The sequence below is a fragment of the Helicobacter sp. 23-1045 genome, from assembly GCF_053654655.1.
Window position 1 is genome coordinate 1 of sequence record NZ_JBSIUR010000022.1, and the last position, 13715, is coordinate 13715.

Annotated in this window: 18 protein-coding genes and 2 tRNA genes; 11 read left to right on the top strand and 9 right to left on the bottom strand. The window is 40.8% G+C overall.

What is annotated here, in order from left to right; all coding sequences use genetic code 11:
* Positions 1 to 63 precede the first annotated feature (63 nt).
* A complete protein-coding gene (gene tsaD / locus ACWIUE_RS11635; protein ID WP_454136952.1) occupies positions 64 to 1155 on the bottom strand; it encodes a tRNA (adenosine(37)-N6)-threonylcarbamoyltransferase complex transferase subunit TsaD in 1092 nt (363 codons plus the stop codon).
* Positions 1156 to 1465: 310 nt separating this feature from the next.
* Between tsaD and ACWIUE_RS11640 the strand changes: the two genes are divergently transcribed.
* Positions 1466 to 2122, top strand: a complete 657-nt coding sequence (locus ACWIUE_RS11640; protein WP_454136953.1) for an outer membrane beta-barrel protein — start codon at positions 1466 to 1468, stop codon at positions 2120 to 2122.
* A gap of 26 nt (positions 2123 to 2148) precedes the next feature.
* On the opposite strand, the gene ACWIUE_RS11645 is transcribed toward ACWIUE_RS11640, so the two are convergent.
* Genes ACWIUE_RS11645 through gyrA form a run of 4 tightly spaced genes read right to left on the bottom strand, consistent with a single transcriptional unit; the run spans position 2149 to position 6733 of the window.
* Positions 2149 to 2427 carry a hypothetical protein gene (locus ACWIUE_RS11645; RefSeq protein WP_454136954.1) on the bottom strand — a complete coding sequence of 93 codons (279 nt, stop codon included), beginning with the start codon at positions 2425 to 2427 and terminating at the stop codon, positions 2149 to 2151.
* The gene (locus tag ACWIUE_RS11650) at positions 2417 to 3709 is read right to left on the bottom strand and encodes a sigma-54-dependent transcriptional regulator (RefSeq protein ID WP_454136955.1); all 1293 of its coding nucleotides are present in this window, start codon (positions 3707 to 3709) and stop codon (positions 2417 to 2419) included. The genes ACWIUE_RS11645 and ACWIUE_RS11650 overlap by 11 nt, the downstream gene beginning before the upstream one ends.
* A gap of 11 nt (positions 3710 to 3720) precedes the next feature.
* The gene (locus tag ACWIUE_RS11655) at positions 3721 to 4200 is read right to left on the bottom strand and encodes a hypothetical protein (RefSeq protein ID WP_454136956.1); all 480 of its coding nucleotides are present in this window, start codon (positions 4198 to 4200) and stop codon (positions 3721 to 3723) included.
* Positions 4178 to 6733 carry a DNA topoisomerase (ATP-hydrolyzing) subunit A gene (gyrA, locus tag ACWIUE_RS11660; protein WP_454136957.1) on the bottom strand — a complete coding sequence of 852 codons (2556 nt, stop codon included), beginning with the start codon at positions 6731 to 6733 and terminating at the stop codon, positions 4178 to 4180. Before gyrA ends, ACWIUE_RS11655 begins: the two co-directional genes overlap by 23 nt.
* A 32-nt stretch (positions 6734 to 6765) precedes the next feature.
* Between gyrA and ACWIUE_RS11665 the strand changes: the two genes are divergently transcribed.
* From ACWIUE_RS11665 to ACWIUE_RS11705, 9 genes are all read left to right on the top strand, one after another.
* On the top strand, positions 6766 to 7272 hold the full coding sequence (locus ACWIUE_RS11665) for a YbgC/FadM family acyl-CoA thioesterase (protein ID WP_454136958.1): 507 nt from the start codon (positions 6766 to 6768) through the stop codon (positions 7270 to 7272).
* The gene (locus ACWIUE_RS11670; protein ID WP_454136959.1) at positions 7269 to 7508 is read left to right on the top strand and encodes an HP0495 family protein; all 240 of its coding nucleotides are present in this window, start codon (positions 7269 to 7271) and stop codon (positions 7506 to 7508) included. The genes ACWIUE_RS11665 and ACWIUE_RS11670 overlap by 4 nt, the downstream gene beginning before the upstream one ends.
* A 95-nt stretch (positions 7509 to 7603) precedes the next feature.
* Positions 7604 to 7687: transfer RNA gene (locus ACWIUE_RS11675), tRNA-Leu, on the top strand.
* Between the two features lie 42 nt (positions 7688 to 7729).
* The gene (gene ribA, locus ACWIUE_RS11680; RefSeq protein WP_454136960.1) at positions 7730 to 8308 is read left to right on the top strand and encodes a GTP cyclohydrolase II; all 579 of its coding nucleotides are present in this window, start codon (positions 7730 to 7732) and stop codon (positions 8306 to 8308) included.
* Complete coding sequence (locus ACWIUE_RS11685) at positions 8305 to 8535, top strand: hypothetical protein (RefSeq protein ID WP_454136961.1); 231 nt, start codon at positions 8305 to 8307, stop codon at positions 8533 to 8535. The genes ribA and ACWIUE_RS11685 overlap by 4 nt, the downstream gene beginning before the upstream one ends.
* 54 nt (positions 8536 to 8589) lie before the next feature.
* Entirely contained in the window at positions 8590 to 9084 is a 495-nt protein-coding gene (locus ACWIUE_RS11690) for a DUF4149 domain-containing protein (protein WP_454136962.1), read from the top strand.
* A 13-nt stretch (positions 9085 to 9097) separates the two neighbouring features.
* On the top strand, positions 9098 to 10000 hold the full coding sequence (dapF, locus tag ACWIUE_RS11695) for a diaminopimelate epimerase (RefSeq protein WP_454136963.1): 903 nt from the start codon (positions 9098 to 9100) through the stop codon (positions 9998 to 10000).
* 31 nt (positions 10001 to 10031) lie between these two features.
* Positions 10032 to 10724 (top strand): methionine ABC transporter permease, encoded by a 693-nt coding sequence (locus tag ACWIUE_RS11700; protein WP_454136964.1) that lies wholly within the window; start codon positions 10032 to 10034, stop codon positions 10722 to 10724.
* 159 nt (positions 10725 to 10883) lie between these two features.
* Positions 10884 to 10960: transfer RNA gene (locus ACWIUE_RS11705), tRNA-Arg, on the top strand.
* Between the two features lie 25 nt (positions 10961 to 10985).
* On the opposite strand, the gene rfbF is transcribed toward ACWIUE_RS11705, so the two are convergent.
* Both rfbF and ACWIUE_RS11715 read right to left on the bottom strand, forming a co-directional pair.
* Complete coding sequence (gene rfbF / locus ACWIUE_RS11710) at positions 10986 to 11768, bottom strand: glucose-1-phosphate cytidylyltransferase (protein ID WP_454136971.1); 783 nt, start codon at positions 11766 to 11768, stop codon at positions 10986 to 10988.
* A 73-nt stretch (positions 11769 to 11841) separates the two neighbouring features.
* On the bottom strand, positions 11842 to 12687 hold the full coding sequence (locus tag ACWIUE_RS11715; protein WP_454136966.1) for a glycosyltransferase: 846 nt from the start codon (positions 12685 to 12687) through the stop codon (positions 11842 to 11844).
* 16 nt (positions 12688 to 12703) lie between these two features.
* Here ACWIUE_RS11715 and ACWIUE_RS11720 point away from each other — a divergent pair, with 16 nt between their 5' ends.
* The gene (locus ACWIUE_RS11720) at positions 12704 to 12847 is read left to right on the top strand and encodes a hypothetical protein (RefSeq protein ID WP_454136968.1); all 144 of its coding nucleotides are present in this window, start codon (positions 12704 to 12706) and stop codon (positions 12845 to 12847) included.
* On the opposite strand, the gene ACWIUE_RS11725 is transcribed toward ACWIUE_RS11720, so the two are convergent.
* Both ACWIUE_RS11725 and ACWIUE_RS11730 read right to left on the bottom strand, forming a co-directional pair.
* Positions 12791 to 13057: a glycosyltransferase gene (locus ACWIUE_RS11725; protein ID WP_454136969.1), complete on the bottom strand. Its 267-nt coding sequence runs from the start codon at positions 13055 to 13057 to the stop codon at positions 12791 to 12793. The two genes, ACWIUE_RS11720 and ACWIUE_RS11725, sit on opposite strands and share 57 nt — an antisense overlap.
* Positions 13044 to 13715, bottom strand: a 672-nt coding sequence (locus ACWIUE_RS11730; RefSeq protein WP_454136970.1) for a hypothetical protein, incomplete at its 5' end; no start/stop codon positions are given. The genes ACWIUE_RS11730 and ACWIUE_RS11725, both read right to left, overlap by 14 nt.

Consider the following 13715-nt stretch of genomic DNA (forward strand, 5'->3'; position numbering starts at 1 on the left):
CGTCCTTTGAAAAAAATATATGAAATTTTGCAAAAAATAAAAGCGCGATTTTAGCAAAAATTTCTAAAACTTCGTGCTTTTTGGCGAAATGTTTAGATTTTCTAGCGTGGTAAAATCGCCTAAATGATAAGATTCAATGGCGCATCTGCCTATCATCGCGGCATTATCGCTACAAAATTCAAGCGGGGCAAAAAGGATTTCTTTGTCAAATTCTTTTGCGATTTTTTGGAGCTCTTCGCGCAATGCCAAATTCGCACTTGCTCCGCCCACTACGCCAAAGCGTTTGATTACGCCCATTGATTTATTACGCGATTCGCACTCAAAATAAAGGCGCGTTTTTTGCGCTATGTGGGCGATTGCTGATTTTTGAAAGCCATAGCAGATTTCATCTATTTGGGATTTTTGCAATTTCGCAGAATCTACCCACCCCCTACCCCCCTCCGCAAGGGAGGGGGAAAAAGTCGATTCAATCTCCGCAAGGGAGGGAGAAATTAGCGAATCTATTTTCAACCGCACCGCATTTTTTAGCCCAGAAAAGCTAAAAGCCAAATCTTTATTTTGTAGCGGAATGGGGAATTTTATATTTTTGGCCACCGCATTTTTAGCGCACGATTCGACTGCCACTCCCCCGGGATAGCCTAAGTTTAGCATTTTTGCCACTTTGTCGAAAGATTCTCCAAAGCTGTCATCAAGCGTCCCCGCGATGATTTTCAAATCCGTGTGGCTTTGTGCTTCGATGATTAGGCTATGTCCGCCTGATAGTAGCAAAATTACAAGCGGAAAAATCGCCCTTTTTTCTAAAAATAGCGAGTAGATATGCCCTTGCAAGTGATTTACCGCGATGAGTGGGATTTGTAGGCTTACGCTCAGTGCTTTTGCCATCATCACGCCTTCTAGCAGTGAGACGCTTAATCCGGGCTCGGTGGTTACGGCGATTGCGCGGATTTTGCGTAAGTCAAAATTGCCGCTTAATCTTTGCAAGATTTTTGGGAGATTGACAGAGTGCAGTCGCGAAGCGATTTCAGGGACGACTCCGCCGTATTTTGCGTGATTTGCGTCTTGTGAGATTTTTTGGTGAAATAAAATTTTGCGCGAATCTATCGCCGTTAGCGCAAGTGAGCTATCATCGCAACTGCTTTCAATGCTTAAAATCATAAAATCCCTTTTGTTTCTTAAAAATTCTTGCGAATCTTACCAAAAATTTGCTACAATTCGCCCTTATAGATTCGCGTTTTTTTCGTTGCAGATTTGGTGCGAATCTATAAAAATTTTTAAATTAAGGAGTAAAAAATGCAACGACATTTAATTTTATCAAACGCGCAAGATTCGCGCATAGGGGGGGGGCAATAAAGGTTTAAATCACACAAACTTCACACACTCTCACAAACTCCCCAAAATTGCATTAAGTTTATCACTAATTTTTTGTAGCGCAAATATCGCATTTGCCGAAGAAAGTGGCGGATTCGTGGGACTTGGAATCGGCTATGGCGGCAATAATGTTAGGACAAATTATTCTTGTGCTGGTAATAGTTGCGGTGGAGCTGGAAGTACAACTGATAGCAATATGTTTGGAGGCGTGGATTACGGATTTGTAGCTGGATATAAACAATTTTTCACACCAAAACTTGGGTTGCGCTACTATGCGAGTGTGAATCTAAATCATAGTAGTTTTAAATATAGCGGGGAGCATTTTACACAACAAGATTTAAGCGAAAAAACTTATAGTGCAAATTTGATAAATTATAGCGCAAATGTGGATTTTTTATTTAATTTTATAACTAATGAAATGCTAGATTTTGGTGGATTTATCGGGGCTAGTTTGGGTGGTAATTCGTGGATAGGCAAGGGATTGGACGATTTAGAAAAATCTTTAAAGCCAAATACACAAGGCGGTGGTGCTTGGAGTTTTAATTATAATAGGACGAGCTTTGATGCAGCTGTAAATGTCGGGCTTCGTGCAAATATTGTGCAATATCACGGTATAGAATTAGTGGCACGAGTGCCGTTTATCGCCACTTCATTTTACAATAGAAGCATTGCAGGTAACGGCAGGGCTGAAAGTCTATCCATAAGTCTTTATCATATATTTAGCGTAACGGCGAGATATACTTTTAGTTTTTAGCGTTTAGGTGCGAATCTAATGTTAATCTAATGCAAGATTCGCGTGTTTTGGATACTTCGCGCTATGCACTCAGTATGACTATAATTTATTATTTTTTTGGATTGCTTCGGTGAATCTATGATTCGGCCTCGTGATGACAAATTATTAAAGCTGATTTGCGTTAGCAAATCATAATCGAAGTAATGGCGGTAGTGCTTTCGTAGTTTTTTGGTGAATCGACACAAGGATAGCGGACTTTGCGTCCGTGCCTTGTGGCGATTCGCCAAATCTGCGAAATGATTACCCCAGAACGAATTAAATCCCAAATCTTGCCATTTTGCTTTTTAGCACCTTTGCATCCATTCCTAACATTTCTGCCGTTTTTTCTGCGTTGCCGTCATTTTGCGCTAACGCTTCTTTGATAAATTCGCACTCCATTTCATCAAGGCTTTTCGCGCCATTTTTAAGGATTCGGTGCTCCAAAAACAAATCATCTTTTGTGATTTTTTCGCCCTCGCTGATTACTACAGCGCGCTCCACCACGCTTAAAAGCTCTCTTATGTTGCCGTGCCATTGATATTCTAACAAAGCATTTTTTGCCTCTTTTGACAGCTCTTTTTTGCCACAATTATAGTGCATAGCGGTTTTTTGCAGGTGCGCTTCGGCAATGCTTAAAATCTCATCTTTGCGCTCACGCAGGGGCGGAATGGTAAGTGGAATCGTATTTAACCGATAAAGTAAATCCTCTCTAAAAGCGCCCTTTGCGATTTTTTCGGCGATATTTGCATTTGTGGCAGAGATGAATCGGACATTTATTTTGATGATTTCTGTCCCGCCAAGTCGCATAATCTCGCGCTCTTGAATTGCGCGAAGTAGCTTTGCTTGAAGTGGGAGTGGCATTTCGCCGATTTCATCTAAAAAAATCGTCCCATTATTCGCGCTCTCAAATAGTCCTTGCTTTTTTGCGGTGGCGTCTGTGAATGCGCCTTTTTCATAGCCAAAAAGCTCGGATTCAAGCAGGTTTTCGGGCAATGCAGCCATATTGATTGCCACAAATGGCGCGTTTGCGCGTGATGAATTTGCGTGTATGAATTTTGCAAAGACTTCCTTGCCTACGCCTGATTCGCCTAAAAGTAGCACACTTGCATCGCTTTTTGCGCTTTTTAGGGCGATTTTTTTTGCGGTTTCTAAATTTTTGCCCTCTAATTTTGCTTCGCTTTGTGGGATTTGCGGGATTTTGGAGGTGATATTTTTTGCCACCTTTGCGCGTTTGATTGCCTCAACTAGCAAGTCGATTGTTAGCTCAGTTTTGATAAAAAAATCCTTTACAACGCCAAGTCGCAACGCCTCAATGGTTAGATTCATCTCAGCATACGCGGTGATGATAATCGCTTCATATTTCCCGCCCAATCGGCGCAAAAACTCAATCCCATCAATATCTGGCATTTTAATATCAGTGATAATCAAATCACACGGCGTGTTTTCAAGCCCTTTTAGCGCGTCCTTTGCGCTTTTAAAACTTTTGATATGAAACTCATCATACTTGCCAAGCGACATTTCAAGGCTTTTTCGCATATTTATGTCATCATCGACGATGATTATATTCATTTTGTTCGCGCTCATTTTTGTCCTATAATGTGGATTTTGGAGCGTTGCAAGTCTAGCAAAACTCGTTGCGCTGGGATTTTGAAAGTCGTTTTGGTGCGAACTTCGTTGTTGATAGATTTTATATCATCGCGAATCTTACTATCCAAATGCCCCGCAAAACACGCCAAAATCTCATCTTTGTTTTGCTTTAAAATCGTTATGTTTGAATCGTTGTCATTTGTGTTTATGTCGCAAACTGCTATGATTTGCGGATTTTGACTAAGGGTGAGTGCCTTTGCGACTTTGAATTCTTCGCCGATTAAAATGTTGTTTTTTGCGATGGCGCGGTAAGTTATGATAAATTCGCCATTATTTTTTGTGGATTGCTTCGGCGAATCTTGCGATTCGCCTCGCAATGACGAATCTGATTTTTTATTCACAAAATCTCCTGCGCCCAAAATACACAAAATCATCAAAAAAATCCAAATTTTATTCATTTGAATCTGCCCCATTTGATTCGCCTACATTTGCGCTAGATTCGCCACTAGATTCGCCCAAATTTGCATTAGATTCGCCTGAATCTAACTCGCCATCGCCCAAATCTTTTTCCTCTTTTTGACATTGCGAAATATGCACGACTTTGTCTTTTTTATCTAGCGAAATCAGCTTCACGCCACTTGTATTTCGGCTTGTCTCGCGGATTTTGTCAGTCTCTACGCGAATCATTTTGCCCGAACTTGTAAGCAACATCAAATCAAAATTATTGTTTTCCAAACTAAGCACATTCACTAGATTGCCCGTGCGCTCATTTAGCTTCATAGCGATTACGCCCTTGCCACCGCGATTTGTGATGCGATACTCTTTTGCAAAAGTTTGTTTGCCGATGCCTTGTTCGCTCACGCTTAAAACCTTGTCTTCCTCGCTATCTAGCATAATCGCGCCCACCACAAAGTCATCTTTGCTTTTAAATGTGATACCTTTCACACCACGCGATACGCGCCCTTGTTCGCGGACTATTTCAAGCGGGAATTTTATCGCATAGCCCTTGTATGTGGCAATGAGAATATTTTGCGTGTTTTGCGTAGCGATTCGCACCGTTACGACTTCATCGCCCTCATCTAAATTGATAGCGCGAATACCGACACTGCGCACATTGCCGTATTCGCTAAGATTCGTGCGCTTGATTACGCCATTTTTGGTAAAAAATACAAGCGATTTATCCGCTTCAAAGTCGGTGGTTGTGATGGTTGCCATAATCTTTTCATCTTGCTCTTTATTTATGAGATTTACAACCGCCTTGCCAATCGCCGTGCGGGAGGCTTCGGGGATTTTATAGACTTTTAGCCAATAAAGCACACCGCGATTTGTGATAAACATAATCGTATCGTGCGCGTTTGCCACGAAAAACGATTCGATGAAGTCATCATCGTGCGTGTTGCCACTGATTTTGCCCTTGCCACCGCGATTTTGCTTTTCATAGGTTTTTAGCGCGACTCGTTTGACATAGCCTCTGTGGCTCATCGTAACGACAACAGGCTCATTTGGGATTAAATCCTCAATGTCAATCGCCTCATAATCGTCCTCAATTTGTGTCAATCGGGGCGTAGAAAATTTGTCCTTTATCTCTTGCAATTCGGCTTTGATGATTTCATTTAGCTTATCTTGGCTTTTTAAAATTTCGCTTAATCGCTCAATCTCTGCCAAAAGTTGCTTGTATTCAGCCTCGATTTTGTCTCGCTCTAAGCCTGTAAGGCGTTGCAATCGCATTTCTAAAATCGCCTTTGCCTGCGCCTCGCTTAAAGCAAAGTCTTTCATTAACCCATCTTTTGCCACCTGCGAATCAGCCGAAGCACGGATTAGCTTTATCACCGCATCAATTGAATCTAATGCAATTTTTAGCCCCTCTAAAATATGCGCCCTCGCCCTTGCTTTGTCTAGCTCAAAAAGGCTTCTACGAATCACAATCGTGCGCCGATGATTTAAAAATAAATGTAGCAACTCTAAAAGCGTGAAAATCTTTGGCTCTTTGTTGTTAATAGCTAGCATTATAATGCCAAAAGTGCTCTCCATTGGCGTAGTTTTGAAAAGATGATTTAGCACAATCTCGCTCATCGCGTCCTTTTTTAGCTCAATCACCACGCGAATCCCGTCTCTATCGCTTTCATCGCGCACTTCATAAATACCATCTACGACTTTTTCTTTGGCAAGTTCGCTTATTTGCTCCACAAGTCGCGCTTTATTGACTTGGTAGGGCAATTCATCGATGATGATTATATCGCGCTGTTTGGTTTTCTCAATGTGGGTTTTGGCGCGAATCTTAATTTTGCCCCTGCCTGTGCGGTAAGATTCTTTTATGCCGTGTTTGCCAAAAATAATCCCGCCTGTGGGAAAATCTGGTCCTATGATAAACTCCATAATCGAATCTAAATCCGCGTCATTATTATCCACCAAATAAATCAGCGCGTCAATCACTTCATCAATGCGGTGCGTGGGGATATTTGTCGCCATCCCTACCGCAATCCCGCTAGAACCATTTATCAGCAAGTTTGGCACACGGGTTGGCATTATATCTGGCTCTTGGAGCGTGTCATCGTAGTTTGGGACAAAATCCACCGTATCCTTGTCAATGTCGCGCAAAAGCTCTTCGGCAACTTTTGTCATACGCGCTTCGGTATAGCGCATAGCAGCGGCACTATCGCCATCGATTGAGCCAAAATTGCCCTGCCCATCGACTAATTCTAATCGCATAGAAAAATCCTGCGCCATTCGCACAAGCGCGTCATAAACCGCACTATCGCCGTGCGGGTGGTATTTACCGATGACATCGCCTACGATTCTAGCGGACTTTTTATATGCGGCATTTGAAGTTACACCTAATTCGTGCATTGCATATAAAATTCGTCTATGCACGGGCTTTAAGCCGTCTTTTGCGTCAGGGAGAGCGCGCCCTGCGATAACGCTCATCGAATAATCTAAATAGCTCTCAGTGATTGAATCTTCGATTTTTACATCGACTATGTCGGTATTGGTTGTTAAATCTTCCATTTTTGTTCGCCTTAAAATTTGTGATTAAAAAAATGTGTGATTTTATAAAAAGTATGCTTAAAAAATTTAGAGATTCTGCGGTAGAATTTCGCCAAAATTTGCAAGGACTTGTGATGAGTGATTTTAGAGTGCGAATCTACTACGAAGACACGGACTGCGGGGGCATTGTCTATCATACAAACTACATAAAATATTGTGAACGGGCGCGTAGTGAGATATTTTTTGGCGAAGGTGCGATGCCAAATACCGATTCAATCGGGCTTGTGGTGCGAAAGATGAATGCGGAGTTTTTGGATTCGGCACGGCTTGGGGATTTGATAAGCGTTAGGACGCGAATCTTAAAGCTGGGCGGTAGTTCGCTAACTTTAAAGCAAGAGATTTTTTTGGTGGATTCGTGGCGTGAATCTAGTGGCGAAAAACTCATTTTCGTTTGTGAAATTAAACTTGCTTGTATTGACATAACGCGTGGCAAAATCGCCAAAATCCCAAGCGAGATTCTGCGAATCTTACAACATAATTTTTTAGGGGGCAAAAATTGAAAGAAGAGATAATTTACCCTACGCAGTGGGAATACACGATATTTTGCACGGATAAAGAATCGCTAAAAAATGCGCTAGATTCACGCTTTAAAGGACTTAAATACACTCTTACAGACTCCAAAAAGAGCGCGAATTATTCAAGCCACCACTTCAAAATCAATGTGCTAAATGAAGCGCAACGCAACGAGATTTTTGAGTTTTTACGCGAGATTAAGTGCGTGAAATTTGTCCTATAAAGATTCTGCGATTTGCAGAATCTCGCATAAAATCACAAAATTTAATTTTACTTTAAAGATTCTGCGATATAATTGCGCTTTTATTTTAAAATTTTGCGGGAATGGCGGAATGGTAGACGCACCAGACTTAGGATCTGGCGCCGCAAGGTGTGGAGGTTCAAGTCCTCTTTCCCGCACCACACTACAATAATTCAAAAGATTTTTAAAATTCTAGGATTAAAATGGACATTTCAAATGAGGCAAATCTCCCCACAAAATACGGCAAATTCATCATTCAATCTTTTAGAGAATCATTATCCAGCGGGGAAAAGTTCGAGCATTTAGTCGTGCGGACGGCTAAAATTGGCGCAGTTCCGCTTGTGCGAGTGCATAGCGAATGCCTTACAGGCGATGTTTTCGCATCGCGCAAATGCGATTGTGGCGATGAACTTGCAATCGCGTTACAAAAAATCGCACAGGACAAAGATGGCGGAATGATAATTTATTTACGCCAAGAAGGGCGCGGAATCGGGCTTTTCAACAAAATCAACGCTTACGCCCTGCAAGATAAGGGTTTTGATACGGTTGAGGCAAATGAGGCTTTGGGCTTTGCGAGTGATAATCGCAACTATGCCGTTGTAGGCGAGATTTTCAAACATTTTGATATAAAAAAAGCGCGCCTTTTGACAAACAATCCCAAAAAAATCGAAGCGATTTCGCGCTTTGTGGAAGTTGAGCGGAGTGAGATTTTCGCGCCAAAAAATGAATTTAATGAGAAATATTTGGCGGTGAAAAAGGCAAAATTAGGGCATTTGTTATGAGTGTATTTGTGGATTTGCGTTTTCTCAATTTGCATTTGGGTGCATCTTTTGCGGATTTGGTGAATCGCCACAAGGCACGGACGGCAAGTCCGCTATCCTTGTGTCGATTCATCAAAAACCACAAAATTTCCACCGCAACTGCTTCGATTGCAATTCGAGCGATTCGGCAAGTCAGCGCGAATCTAAATTTCCCCCTCCCTTGTGGAGGGGGGCAAGGGGGTGGGTAAAATTTTTAAAACCCACACAACAAATTTTTTATAATCAATTTTAAGGAATCTAAAATGAAATTTTTTCTCTCACAAAGTTTTCTAAAACCCGCAAAAGCCCTATATTTGTGGCTTATCGCGCTTTGCATTGGCGCGATTTTTTGTAGCGGTGCGTTTGTAGCAAGTGTGATTTTCAACGCCGAAAATTTTGGCGTAAATTTGGCGCGATTTGAAGCAGGTGCGCTAATGAGTGCGATTTTTGCAAAGCTAAATATTTTGCTTCTTATTTTGGCGTTTGTGATGACATTTTATGAGATTTTATCGGCGAAATTAGCCACATTAGCGCGGTTTCATAAGATTTTGCTTGGCATTAGTAGCGCGATTTCTGTGCTTTGCATATTTTTGTTTGCGCTTTATTTTTCGCCCAAAATTATCGCACTGCAAAAACTTGGCGAATCCGCCACGCAAAGCGATGAATTTCTCACGCTCCACGCGCAAAGTGAGTGGATTTTTCATATTTTATTTTTCACGCTGACTTTTAATCTCATATACCGAATAGTGCGTAATTAAGGGAGTTTAGGCGATGTTTCTTACCAAATATAGCGCAAGTGGCAATGATTTTTTAATCACTACCGCTTTCAGAGGCGCAAATCGCGCAAATTTAGCAAGGCAACTTTGCGACAGACACAATGGCGTGGGCGCAGATGGGTTTGTCGTGCTACTGCCACACGCGAAATTTTCATACTGCTGGGAGTTTTACAACGCCGATGGTAGCAAAGCGGATATGTGCGGAAATGCGTCCCGTTGCGTGGCACACTACGCGGTGGCGCACAAAATCGCGCCAAAAAATCATAGCTTTTTAAGCGGTGCTGGGGCGATAAAAGTTCGCGTAGCACGAAATATCGTGGAGGTAAATTTAGGCAAAGTGCGAATTTTAAAAGAAAATATAGTCGAATTTATGCCAAATTATTTAAAAAACAATAATTCAAATTCTAGTATTGTGAGCGAAAAATCGGGGTTGCGCAGTTGTGAGCGAGAAAATAGAACTAATGGTTCATTGACGAAGCGAACAACAAGTCTCCCCGATTTGTCGCCACAAGACGAATTTGGGCTAAATTTTGCGCTGTTAGATTCAGGTGTCCCGCATTTAGTGGCATTTGTCGATTCGTTTGCAAAAGAAAATATTGCCAAAAATCTCGCATTTTTGAAAACCTTGCGCGACAAATACAATGCAAATGTGAATATCGCCACAATCACGGGTAAAAACACCATCGAATTGCTGACTTTTGAGCGAGGCGTGGAAAATATCACACTAGCGTGTGGCACGGGAATGTGTGCGGTTTATTTTCTCGCCAAATCACAAAATCTTATCAGCGATATTGCCACGCTAATCCCGCCAAGCGGTGATAAAATCGCACTTCGTTTAGAAAATGATGAAGTTTGCTTTAAAGGCAAAGTTACAAAAATTGCGGATTTGATTATCTAAATCGCAGAATCTAGCGCAAAAAAGGCAAAAAATGTTTGATTTTATAAATCTTTTTATCCACCCGCAAACGCCACACAGCGAGATTTTCGCATTGCTTTTTAAGGCACTTGGCGAGACGCTTTATATGGTGGGGGCAAGTTGCGCGATTGCCGTGCTGTTTGGACTGCCACTTGGCGTCATCCTTTGCACCACAAAAAGGGGCAATCTAACGCCCTTCCCGTGGGTAAATTTCATCATCGGCGGGGCGGTAAATGTCATCCGCTCATTTCCATTTATCATCCTAATCATCGTGCTTTTGCCGCTCTCACGGCTCATCATCGGCACGAGCATCGGTTCAAGTGCGGCAATCATCCCGCTTAGCATCGCGGCAATCCCCTTCATCGCGCGACTTTTTGAGGGGGCACTCGATGAAGTGGATAAGGGGCTAATCGAAGCCACAACGGCACTTGGCGCGTCAAATCTAACCATTATCAAAGTGATGATTTTAGAGTCGCTCCCCTCGCTAGTCAATGCCGTAACAATCACAATCATCGGTGTCATCGGCTATTCAGCGATGGCAGGTGCGGTAGGCGCGGGTGGCGTGGGCGATTTGGCGATGCGGATTGGATATTACTCATACCGCGCGGATATTTTGGCGTATTGCGTGGTGGCAATCATCATTTTGGTGCAAGTGGTGCAGAGTTTGGGCGATTTTGCGGTGAAATATTTACGGCGAAATCGGTAGATTCTGCGAAAATTTATATTTAGATTCTGCGGATTTGGCGCAAAACGCAGAATCTAATGCAACAATCAAGCGAGATTTTGCAAAAATAATTTTACATTTTTTATAAACTTAAAGTTTGCCAAAGTTTAAAATGTTAAAATTCGCATTTTATTTTACTTCGTGCCCATAGCTCAGCTGAATAGAGCAATAGGTTGCGGTCCTGTAGGTCGGGGGTTTGAATCCCTCTGGGCACACCACTTCTACAATTCACAGATTCTGCAATTACATCCAAAGTGCCCACGGTGCGCATTTATTTATCCACATTTGACATAGTTCATTTTTATCGCGAAGCGTATCCATACATTTCCAAAATCCATAATGCTTAAAACTATACAATTCCCCATCTTGCGAGAGATTTTTAAGTGGTTCTTGCTCAAAAATGCTAAAATCATTATCGATATAATCAAATATTTTTGGCTCGCATACGAAAAATCCGCCATTTATCCATCCGCCACCGCCTTGCGTATCGCCCTTTGGTTTTTCGGTAAAGTTTGAGATTTTATTATCATTTGTGATGTTTAAAACGCCAAATTTCCCTTCTGGCTGGACTGCGCTCATAGTTAATGCACCATTGTGCGAGTTGTGAAAATCTAGCAATTTTTTGATATTAATATCCGCTAATCCATCGCCATAAGTTAGCATAAAAGTCCCATCCACATAATCTTTTGCGTATTTTATGCGTCCGCCTGTCATTGAATCTTGCCCCGTGTAGAGCATTGTCACTTTCCAAGGTTCGGATTTTATGCTGTGGATTTCAAGTGAGTTGCTTCTCATATCGATGCTAATGTCGCTATATCGCGTGTAATAGTTGATAAAATAATCTTTTATAATATGCCCTTTGTAACCCGTCAAAATGATAAATTCATTAAATCCATAAAAACTATAAATTTTCATTATGTGCCACAAAATCGGGTGTCCGCCGATTTCTACCATTGGTTTTGGTTTGAGTTCTGTTTCCTCGCTTAGTCTCGTGCCTAATCCACCTGCTAAAATCAATACTTTCATCAAAATACTCCCTTAAATTTAAATGCGAAATTTTAGCAAAAAACGCAGAATCTGCAAAGATTTTCGCGTATTTTTAAGCAAAAATGCGTTTGACTTGGCGATAAATCGCACTCATTATCGCGCCAAAAAGTGGAATTTTTGCAATAAAAATTTTAAAGAAATAAATTTGCCGTTTTATTTTGAATTTGCAATATTTTGTCGCACTCATTTTAAATGGACTTAAATTTCTATAACGCCAATAATATTTTGTATCCAATCTCGCGTAATTTACATACCAAGGTTTCAAGCACGCATAATGCACAAAAACCGCGTGTTTTTCCTCAACTCGCGCAATGTCGCTCAAAGGTAAATCGCTTAGATTTCCCCGTCCTTTTTCATTTTTCACACTTAAAGTAAAGCAAAAGCAATGTGGCAAAATACCGACATTATCCTCAAATCCTAAATGCCAAATGCCTTCCTCTGCGTTAATTAGCGATTTATGCGGTGAGTGCAAGTGCGCCACTGCGTAATCATAAAATTTTTGCGAGAGATTGTGCTGGCGCATTTTTGATAAATTTAGCAAAACCATATCGGGGTCAAAATAATATTTGCGTCCAAAATTTTTGCAAAAATCATTCATCAAATCACTGATTTTCGCAGAATCTCGCCCAAAATGAATTGCCTTATTTTCACTAGCGATGGCAAAATAATCGCCCAAATCGTATTTGAAAACTTCGCTTACGCATTTTAGTGCCACCACATCACATCCCAAAAATAGGCACTCATCCAAATCCACAAAAATATCTTGCAAAAATAATCGATAAAGAGACGGCACACCCGCCCAAAATGCGATGTAGTTTTGCGCTAAAAATTGTAATTTTTCATCATTCGCAGAATCTAAATGCGGTTTGTGGAAGGTGATTTTGTAGCGAGATTGCATAGATTCTGCGCTGTTTGTGGATTTTGGCGCAGAATCTGTGGGAGATTCTGCGATTTTTGGGGCAGATTCTGCGATTTTTGGGGCAGATTCTGCGGTTTTTAACTTATTCTGCCCCCCCCCTATTTGCAGATTCTGCGTTTTGCAATTTCGCAGAATCTAAACTATCAAATAAAAAAATATGATTTAGCGCATTATATTTTGCGCAAATTTCTTGTAATTTTCTTTTATTTTCATTTGATATTTCAAAATCTAAAATGTGAAAATTTATGCTATTTTTCACAGCAATATTTTCCAAAATCGAAGTCATACTAGCCCCCAAATGCGGTGCATAATAATCACTGCAACAATACACAATATTAAAATCTTTCATTTTTATCCTTTAAAAAATCTTTATATCCAAAGAAAAATCTGCTATTTTTAATCGCTCTTTTTGCTTTGTAAAATAGTTTTGCTCCAAAAATCCGCATTTTATCATAAAAACTAAATTTTGTATCAATACCAAATTTTTTGTAAAAATCATCAGTAAGTGCCCTATTTTGCGGACTTGTTTCCAGCGGCCACTCTAAAAGATAGATTAAATTATATCGCTTAAAAACGGGCGAAAACTTCGTGCAGTCCTTAATAAAATAATAATGTTGCAAGGCATATTCATAGCATAGATTTTTTTGCATTCCTTGTGAAATATCGATGCGTTTGCAGTTTGTCCTTGCGTGATAGTGGGCGATACCAAAGGTTCTAGCACATCTTAGTGCGCCAAAAATATCGCCCATCGGGTATTCATTTTGATTATATCCGCCAAATGCAAGGCATAATTTTTTATTATGAAGTAGCGCAGAAGGTCGCGTAGCAGGATAAATCAGCGTATCTTTATCACTAAACTCAAATAGTTGCAGGGATTTGTGAAAAAGTAGATTTTTAAGTTTATTTTTGATTTTTGCGCGAATGGTTTTATTTTTTAACGCTAATTTCTTTTCCTCTAATTCATCTTGTGAAAATGCGATTTTCTCGCCAAAATTTTTCGCATTTGA

Excerpts from the sequence above, each read along its gene's own strand:
- gyrA (WP_454136957.1), bottom strand. The coding sequence starts at position 6,733 with ATGGAAGATTTAACAACCAATACCGACATAGTCGATGTAAAAATCGAA.
- dapF (WP_454136963.1), top strand. The coding sequence starts at position 9,098 with ATGTTTCTTACCAAATATAGCGCAAGTGGCAATGATTTTTTAATCACT.
- ACWIUE_RS11655 (WP_454136956.1), bottom strand. The coding sequence starts at position 4,200 with ATGGGGCAGATTCAAATGAATAAAATTTGGATTTTTTTGATGATTTTG.
- ribA (WP_454136960.1), top strand. The coding sequence starts at position 7,730 with ATGGACATTTCAAATGAGGCAAATCTCCCCACAAAATACGGCAAATTC.
- rfbF (WP_454136971.1), bottom strand. The coding sequence starts at position 11,768 with ATGAAAGTATTGATTTTAGCAGGTGGATTAGGCACGAGACTAAGCGAG.
- ACWIUE_RS11715 (WP_454136966.1), bottom strand. The coding sequence starts at position 12,687 with ATGCAATCTCGCTACAAAATCACCTTCCACAAACCGCATTTAGATTCT.
- ACWIUE_RS11690 (WP_454136962.1), top strand. The coding sequence starts at position 8,590 with ATGAAATTTTTTCTCTCACAAAGTTTTCTAAAACCCGCAAAAGCCCTA.
- ACWIUE_RS11700 (WP_454136964.1), top strand. The coding sequence starts at position 10,032 with ATGTTTGATTTTATAAATCTTTTTATCCACCCGCAAACGCCACACAGC.
- tsaD (WP_454136952.1), bottom strand. The coding sequence starts at position 1,155 with ATGATTTTAAGCATTGAAAGCAGTTGCGATGATAGCTCACTTGCGCTA.
- ACWIUE_RS11665 (WP_454136958.1), top strand. The coding sequence starts at position 6,766 with ATGTGTGATTTTATAAAAAGTATGCTTAAAAAATTTAGAGATTCTGCG.
- ACWIUE_RS11725 (WP_454136969.1), bottom strand. The coding sequence starts at position 13,057 with ATGAAAGATTTTAATATTGTGTATTGTTGCAGTGATTATTATGCACCG.
- ACWIUE_RS11650 (WP_454136955.1), bottom strand. The coding sequence starts at position 3,709 with ATGAATATAATCATCGTCGATGATGACATAAATATGCGAAAAAGCCTT.
- ACWIUE_RS11685 (WP_454136961.1), top strand. The coding sequence starts at position 8,305 with ATGAGTGTATTTGTGGATTTGCGTTTTCTCAATTTGCATTTGGGTGCA.